Annotated in this window: 5 protein-coding genes; 2 read left to right on the top strand and 3 right to left on the bottom strand. The window is 68.9% G+C overall.

The genetic code is table 11. From position 1 onward, the window contains the following. Positions 1-291 (top strand): type II secretion system protein GspG (locus VGT00_14405; GenBank protein ID HEV8532609.1); only part of this gene is annotated, 291 nt, incomplete at its 5' end. Positions 292-483: 192 nt separating this feature from the next. Here VGT00_14405 and VGT00_14400 read toward each other — a convergent pair. Next, positions 484-2199, bottom strand: coding sequence for an aldehyde ferredoxin oxidoreductase C-terminal domain-containing protein (locus VGT00_14400; protein HEV8532608.1), 1716 nt, complete (start codon positions 2197-2199; stop codon positions 484-486). Positions 2200-2333: 134 nt separating this feature from the next. After that, positions 2334-3680 (bottom strand): hypothetical protein, encoded by a 1347-nt coding sequence (locus tag VGT00_14395; GenBank protein HEV8532607.1) that lies wholly within the window; start codon positions 3678-3680, stop codon positions 2334-2336. Between the two features lie 49 nt (positions 3681-3729). On the opposite strand from VGT00_14395, the gene VGT00_14390 reads away from it, so the two are divergent. Then, positions 3730-4839 (top strand): sorbosone dehydrogenase family protein, encoded by a 1110-nt coding sequence (locus VGT00_14390; GenBank protein ID HEV8532606.1) that lies wholly within the window; start codon positions 3730-3732, stop codon positions 4837-4839. Here the strand turns inward: VGT00_14390 and VGT00_14385 are convergent. Then, positions 4824-7904, bottom strand: a complete 3081-nt coding sequence (locus VGT00_14385) for a GAF domain-containing protein (protein ID HEV8532605.1) — start codon at positions 7902-7904, stop codon at positions 4824-4826. The genes VGT00_14390 and VGT00_14385 overlap by 16 nt on opposite strands. Between the last annotated feature and the right edge of the window lie 23 nt (positions 7905-7927).

Genomic DNA, 7927 nt, shown 5'->3' with positions numbered 1-7927 from the left:
GTCCAGACCCGCGCCCGCGTGGCCAAGGCCCAGGCCGATACCCGGACCCTGGCCTCCTCGGTCAGCATCTTCGCGGCCCACATAGGCGCACTGCCAGCCGCGCTGACGGACCTGACCCAGCAGACCACGAACGGCCTTGGCCAGGTTGCTGGCCCGTTCATGGCCAACGTCCCGACGCCACCGCCGGGGGGCGCGCCGGCGTGGAGCGGCGCCTACACGTACACGTCGAGCAGCACCGGCACGTTCTCCATCACCGCCAGCGGCGACAACACCACCATCACCGTCCCGTAAGCCGTCTGGAGTCTTCGGGATCCAGGGACGCCGGCCGCGACACGGGCCGGCGTCCTTTCTCTTCGTGGAGCAGGCTCCGGCTAGGCATCTGTCCTCGCGAGCAGGAATGTTCCGCTTCGAGCGCCGGCTTCGCCGGCGCAATCTGTTCCGGGGGGAGGTTTCGGAAGGGGGGCGGAGCCCCCCTCCGAGCTACTAGGCGGGCAGCCGCTCGTACATGCGGTGCACGTCGGGCCCGTGGAAGCGCGCGACGTGGTTGGTGGGAGGGATGGGCTCCGTGTAGAAGAATTCGGGCAGCTCGTCGTCCTTCTCGGTGAAGCCGGCCTGACGGTTGAACTCCTTCTCGAAGCGCAGGGTCTCGCGCCCCAGGGCCTCGAAGAAGTCCTTGGTCAGGCTGGTGCCGTGGGCGGCGTTCGCGGCGTTGGCGATGAACTCGGTGTTGGGGTTGGTCACGCTCATGCCGAAGATGCAGAGCCCGAGCGAATCGTTGGCGGCCACCCGGGTCTGGTGCAGCAGGCTCTGGCTCACGAGCGACTCCAGGTCCATCTCCCGCGTCTTGAGCCGGGGCAGGTTGCCCGCCGTATGATCGGCGCCCTGGGCCGTGGCCATCATCGAGATCCCCGTGGCCTCGACCACGCGCGGATCATAGGCGCTGATGGCCTGCTTCTTGATGACGGGCACGCGGCGCACCTTGTAGTGCTCCCCCACCCGCGCGGTGCCCTGGGCCCACACCTTTCCCTTCTCCGTTCCCTTGCGGATCTCCACCAGGCAGTCGGTCATGAACTTGACGTCGCCGAAGCCGCCGAGCCCCGCCTCCATGAGCACGGCGAGCATGGCCCCGAGCTCGATGGTGTCCACCCCGAGGTCATTGGCGACGTAGTTGAGCTGGGCGAGATCGTCGGGGTCGCTGATGCCGCAGTTGGTGCCCAGGAGCCCGAGCGTTTCGTACTCCACCGGGGAGACCACTTCCTTGCCCGCGGCATCGTGGTAGACGTTGCTGCACTGGATGACGCACCCGGGCATGCAGGAGTGCGTCTGCTCGCCGCCCCGCGAGGTGTTGAGCTCGCCGATGAAATCGCCGCCCATCTTGAACTTCTCTCCCGCCGCCACGTCGGCCAGCCTTCCCACGCTGAAGTTCCGCACGGGCAGGCCGCCCATCTGGTTCTGGACATCCGCCATGCCCATGGTGCCGATCTTGGCGTAGAAGTTCTGCACCATGCCGTCGGCCTGCAGCATCTTGGCGTAGTCCTTGATGCTGGAGGTGACCTTCTTGCCGTCGTGCATGGGGGGGATCTTGTCGAGATCGACCACGATGGCCTTGACCTTCTTCGAGCCCATCACCGCCCCCACCCCTCCCCGAGCGGCCAGCCGCGCCGGCCGGCCATCCTTGTCGCTGAAGGCGATGCCCGCAAGGAGCCCCTCGTACTCGCCCACGGGGCCGCAGAGCGCGATGGTGACCTTCTTGCCGTACCGCGCGTGCAGCATGTCATTCGCCTCGAAGTTGCCCTTGCCGAGATAGGGCTCCGCGTCCTCGAAGGCGAGGCTGCCGTCCTTCTTGAAGTGGAGAACCACCCACTCCGTGGAGGCGCCCAGGAGAGTGAAGCCCGCGATCTTGAGCTGGCCCAGGCCGTAGCTGAAGGTCCCCCCGCCGTTGGCCTCCTTGACGCCGCCGGTGAGCGGGCTCTTGCAGCCCACGCTGGTGCGATTGGCATTGGAGAAGCTCGTGCCGGCAAAGGGACCGGCCGAGAAGATGAGCGGGTTCTGCGGGGAAAGCGGCTCGACGGTGGCCGCGCCCATCTCGACGAGGGTCTTGGCGATCAGGTACCGGCCCGCCTTGACCACGTCCTCGCCGTGAAGCTCCCGCTTCGTGATGGTGCGGCCGCCGAGATCGATGTCGTAGTACACGCGCATGGATGGCTCCTGATGTGAGTGACGCAGGGCCGACATGGCCCCGCCGGGAATCGATCGTGCCATAGGGGACGCCCTAGGTCAAAAGGTCCAGGTGCGAGGTCCAGGTGCGAGCGACGGCCGCAGATGGGCCTTTTTCAGCCGCCGGCGCGGGAGCGCCGCAGGTGCGCCTGGAGATCACTCACGAGATCGCCCTCGAAGTCGATCACCACCTCGTGCTGCTCGACGTCCCAGTGGCTGACCGTGGCCAGGCGCCCGAAGCTCCGGCGCTCGTGCGGGACAGTGCGCCGGCCGCGATAGATGAGACTGCGGCGGCCGGGCATCTTGAGCTGCTCGTGCTCCTCGTTGTGGGGTCCGCAGAGCGCGAGGACCTGCTGATACGTCGTCTCGCCAGGCGTGATGCGGCCCAGCGTCTCCTTCGACAGCACGACGCCGGTGGTGTGGTCGGCCGTGCCGCGGCGAGGCGCGATGTGGATGCGGCGGGCCATGGCCGCCGCCCCGCGCCGGAAGACCGCCGCCACCAGGGGCCCGCCGAGATGTCCCAGCGTGAAGACGGCCACCGTCACCGCGATGGGCAGGATCGCGTGCAGGCCGTCGAAGTAGGCGAAGGAGGCGCGGAGGAGCTGCGGCTTGAGTCCGTCGCTCTTGTCGAGCACGAGGGTGACCGTCTCCGTCTCCTTCCTCGTCTGACTGCGCTGGCTGGTGGCTCCGGCCGGGCTGATCTCGTCGAGGCGAAGGTGATCGGCATCGCCGAAGCGCAGGGTGAGCTGGGAGAGATCCCCCGCCATCGGGATGAGCCGGTCGCGATGCTCGAAGTAGAGCCCGTAGAGCGAGGAGAAGCGCACGTCGCCGAAGGTCAGCGAGGCGGTGTGGCGCCGCCCCCAGAAAAGCTCATCGAGCCACGTCTGCGGCTTGTCGCGAATGACCCTGCTCGAGGTCAGCCGCAGCGTGGCCATGCGGGCGGGGTCTCCGAGCAGCTCGTGCCACGGGATACGGATGAGGGTGCCCGGATTCGAGAGCCCGCCGCTATTGGTCTTCCGGACGAACGTGACGAAGGGGGCGCCATCACCCATGGGCTCCACGGTGCTCGACCGCCCGGTGTGATCGACACGGCGCGACCCGAGGGGAAGCCGGCCCGACCGCACGATGCTTACGCCATCCCCGGCAATCATGCGTTCCAGAGCCGGATCGGGACGGCCCTCGGGAGTCGGGCTCGTCACGGCATCCGGCCAGAGCAGATAGAGGTCCTGGGCGATGTCGGCGGCGTCTCGCTTCGCGGGGAGGACGAGGCTCCACTGCACGTCGATGGGCGTGGGGCCGAGCGACTTGGTGATGCTGGCCGCGATGAAGAGCGAGCCGACGCTGAACTCGGGCTGGGGTTTCGAGGCCAGGAAGACCTGCGCTCGGGACGACGGCGGCCCGATCAGGAGGGCGGCGAGCAGGCATCCCAGCCCCGCGCCACCCAGCATCCAACCTCGCCACATGGGGTCAGGCTACTGGCTGCGTCGCCCCCTGGCAAGACGCGGGGGTACAATGACCGCCATGCTGGCGCGAGCGATCCTCGGTATCGTCGCCGGGCTCGCGCTGGTCTCTCCTTCCTGGGCGCAGGCCCCGTCCGTGTCCCTTCCCCCGGGCTTTCATCTCGAGGTCTTCGCCTCGGACCTGGGCGGCCCGCGCTTCATGACGCTCGACCCGGCGGGCACCCTCCTCGTCTCGGTGCCCAGCCGGGGCCGCGTGGTCGCCCTGCCCGACAAGAACGGCCACGGCAAGCTGGACGCCGTCGTCACCGTGGCCGAAGGTCTGACCCAGCCGCACGGCCTCGCCTTCAAAGACGGCCAGCTCTACGTCGCCGAGACGGGGCAGGTCGTGCGATTCCACTATGACTCGGCGACCATGAAGGCCTCTCAGCCGATCGTCGTGGTGCCGAGTCTGCCGACCGGTGGCCACTGGACACGTACCATCGCCTTCGGTCCCGACGGCCGCCTGTATGTCTCGATCGGCTCCTCGTGCAACATCTGCCGCGAGAGTGACTCGCGCCGGGCCGCCATCATGCGCTATCGGCCCGACGGCTCGGGCGGAGTACTCTTCGCCTCGGGCCTCCGCAATGCCGTCGGTATCGCCTTTCACCCGAGCACGGGCGTGCTCTGGGCCACCGTCAATGAGCGCGACTGGCTGGGCGACGATGTCCCGCCCGATCTCATCACCGAGGTGCGGGAGCGCGGCTTCTATGGCTGGCCGGACTGCTTCGCGGCGGGCGGCAAGACGTTCGTCGACTCGCGCGTGCTCAAGGGCGACCGCTGCCCGTCCATGACCGCGCCGTCGCTCGAGATCCAGGCGCACTCGGCGCCGCTCGGGCTGGCCTTCTACACGGGACAGCAGTTCCCCGCCGAGTACCGCGGCAGCCTCTTCGTGGCCTACCACGGCTCCTGGAACCGCTCGGTGCCGACCGGCTACAAGGTGGTGCGGATCAAGCTCGAGGGCGCCAAGGCCACGGCCGTCGAGGACTTCGCGACGGGCTTTCTGTCCGGGGGCACGGTTTCGGCTCGGCCCGTGGATCTCGTGGTGGGACGCGACGGGGCCCTGTTCCTCTCCTCCGACCAGTTCGCCCGGGACATCTTCCGGATCACCTACCGGCCCCGCTGAGGCCGCATGTCCGTGTCGAGGACCTCGCGCACTTTGTCCAGCATGGCCACGGGTTGGAAGGGCTTGGGCAGGAGGACGATCCCCGGCTCGAGCACGCCGTGACGCCCGAGCGCCTCTTGCGTATAGCCTGACACGTAGAGCACCTTGAGGTCGGCCTGGAGCACCCGGAGGCGGTCGGCGAGCTCGCGGCCGCTCATCTTCGGCATGACCACGTCGCTCACCAGCAGCTGGATCGGCCGCCCCTGCTCGCGGAAGAGACGCAGCGCCTCATGGCCGTCGCGCGCCGAGAGGACCTCGTAACCCCCGCGCTCGAGGATGGTCTGGGTCAGCGCGCGGACGTCCGGATCGTCCTCGACGAGCAGCACTCTCTCCGCGCCCCGGGAGCGCGGGGCCCCGGACGCGCCGGGGGCATACGCGTCGAGCGGGTCGCTGGTCTGGGGCAGATAGATCTTGAAGGTGGTTCCCTCGCCCGGGGCGCTGTACACGCGAATGCTGCCGCCGTGCTGCCGGACGATGCCGTGCACGGTGGCCAGTCCCAGGCCGGTGCCCTTGCCCACCTCCTTGGTCGTGAAGAACGGCTCGAAGAGATGGGCCTGGACGGTGGCGTTCATGCCCACCCCGGTGTCGGTGATCTTGAGCATCGCGTAGGAGCCCGCGGGCACCGCCTCGGGGAGATCGTTGAATTCGGCGGGGAGATCGGCATTGGCCGTCTCGATCACGAGTCGCCCGCCCTGGGGCATGGCATCGCGAGCATTCACGGCCAGGTTGACGATGACCTGCTCGAGCTGCGCCGGATCGGCCTTCACGCGCCCCACCGCCACCCCGGGGCCGATGGTCAGCTCGATGTCCTCGCCGATCAGGCGTCGCAGGAGCGGGACGATGCCGGCCACCACGCCATTGAGATCGAGAGCCTTCGTCTGCAAGAGCTGCTTGCGGCTGAAGGCGAGGAGCTGGCGCGTGAGGGCGGCTGCCCGCTCCACCGTCTGCTGGATCAGCTCGAGATCACCCCGGATCGGATTCGTGGCCGGGATGTCTTCGAGAGCGAGGAGGCTCCGTCCCCCGATCACGGTCAGGAGATTGTTGAAGTCGTGGGCGATGCCGCCGGCCAGGCGCCCCACCGCCTCCATCTTCTGGGCCTGGCGAAGCTGCGCCTCGAGGCGCTTCTGCGGAGTGCTGTCGAGGATGAAGGCCACGCCGCGCTCCCGGTCGCCCTCCAAGGCGGCGCCACCGACGAGCACGGACACCCGTCGGCCATCCTTGCGGATGTATTCCTTCTCGAACGGCGCGCAGACACCGGAAGCCTTGATCTCCTCCCGAGCCTTCTCGGTCCGCTCGACGTGCTCGGGGGGAGTCAGGTCGCGCCAGCGCAGGCGGCCCGCCTCGAGATCCTCGCGCGTGTATCCGAGCATCCGCAGGAGGGCATCATTGACATCGAGAGCGTTGTCGTTCTCGTCCCAAAACATGAGACCGAGCATGTTGGACTCGAAGATCCGGCGGAAGCGTGCCTCGCTCTCGCGCTGCGCGCGCTCCGAGGCCTCGGCCTGGGCGCGGGAGGACCGCTCGGCCGAGAAGAGCTCGGCATTGCGGATGGCGATGGCCGCCTGATCGGCAAAGGCCTGGAGGAGCCGGACGTCATTGGCGGTGAACACGCGTCCGGTACGATCCCCGACGGCCAGCGCTCCGACGACGGCTCCCTTGGTGCGGAGCGGCACCGCGGCCATGGCCCGTATGTCGAACTTCGCGACATGCGTCCGGAAGTCTTCGGACGCACGGACCGCTGGATCGTCAGTGATATCGGTCGATGAGACGGGGCGACCCTCGCTGACGGCGCGGCCGGTCACGCCCACGCCCGGGGGCAGGACATGGCCCAGCTCGAATCGCCGCTGGCCGGGACCGCCCACGGCAATCAGGCGGAGACCACCGTCGGGATCGAGCAGTCGCACCACGGCAGACTGCGCCCCGAAGAGGGCAAGGACATGCTCGACGATACGCTGTCCGACCTCTTCGACGTCGAGCGTCTCCGTCAGGCGCTGGGCCACGAGGGCCAGCGCTTCCGCCTCCCGCCGGCGCTGTTCGATCTCTCCACGGACCCGCGCGCTCTCGAGCGCAAGAGCGGCCTGGTCCGCGAACATGGACAGGAGCCGCTCCTCCTCCGGGGTGAGGACACGCCCGTGCGAGTACCCGACGGCGAGCACCCCGAGGGATCTCCCGCCCACGCTCAAGGGCACCGCGACCGTGGCGCCGTGGCCCTTGGCGATCATGTGCTCGCGGTATTCCGGGTCGAGGGTCACCCGCGGGTCGGTGAGGATGTCGGCGACGGACACGAGCCGGCCTTCCCGAAGGGCGATCGAGGTGACGCCGGAGCCCGGCGGCACCCGGATGCCGAGCCATCTGGGCTCCTGGGCCTCCCCCGCCGTGGCGATGCATACGAGCCCGTCGGGATCGGTCTCCCGGCGGTAGAGGTTCGCGACGCGTGCGCCGAACAGCGTCACCACCGCCGAGACGAGACGGTTGGCCACATGCCCGAGGTCCAGGCTGCCCGTCAGGTCGCGCCCGACCTCGGCCAGCGCCCGGGTGGCCTCCTCGGAGAGCTTGCGCTCGGTGATGTCGGTGACCGTGGTGACCACGGTGGGCTCGCCCGAGAGGGCCAGCCGCTCTGTGGACAGCAGGGCATGGCCGATCTCACCCGAGCGCTTCCGGAACCGCACCTCGGCATTGCGCACGCGGCCGTGCGTTTCCAGGAGCCGGATGATCGCGTCGCGCTCCTCGAGGGTGACCCAGAGACCGAGGTCGCCGACCAGCCGCCCGATCATCTCCTCGCGGCGGAACCCGAAGAAGCGGGCATACCCCTCGTTCACGTCCAGCACCCGGCCCTCGTGAAGCGTGCTCATGCTCATGGGCTGCGGGCTCGAGTGGAAGACGACGGAGAACCTTTCCTCCGAGCGGCGCAGCTCCTCCGTGGCCGCTTCGAGAAGGTCGGCCGCGCCGCCCGCGGGGGCCTGAGCGGGCGGGGCGGGGGCGGCCCACCGCCCCTTCCTGTCCCGCGAGCCGATGTCGGACCTCATGACTGGATAGATCGGCATTCCGG

The sequence above is a fragment of the Candidatus Methylomirabilota bacterium genome, assembly GCA_036002485.1.
Taxonomy (GTDB): Bacteria; Methylomirabilota; Methylomirabilia; order Rokubacteriales; family CSP1-6; genus AR37.
The sequence above is the reverse complement of the archived record's forward strand: the minus strand, read 5'-3'. Positions and strand labels throughout refer to the sequence as shown.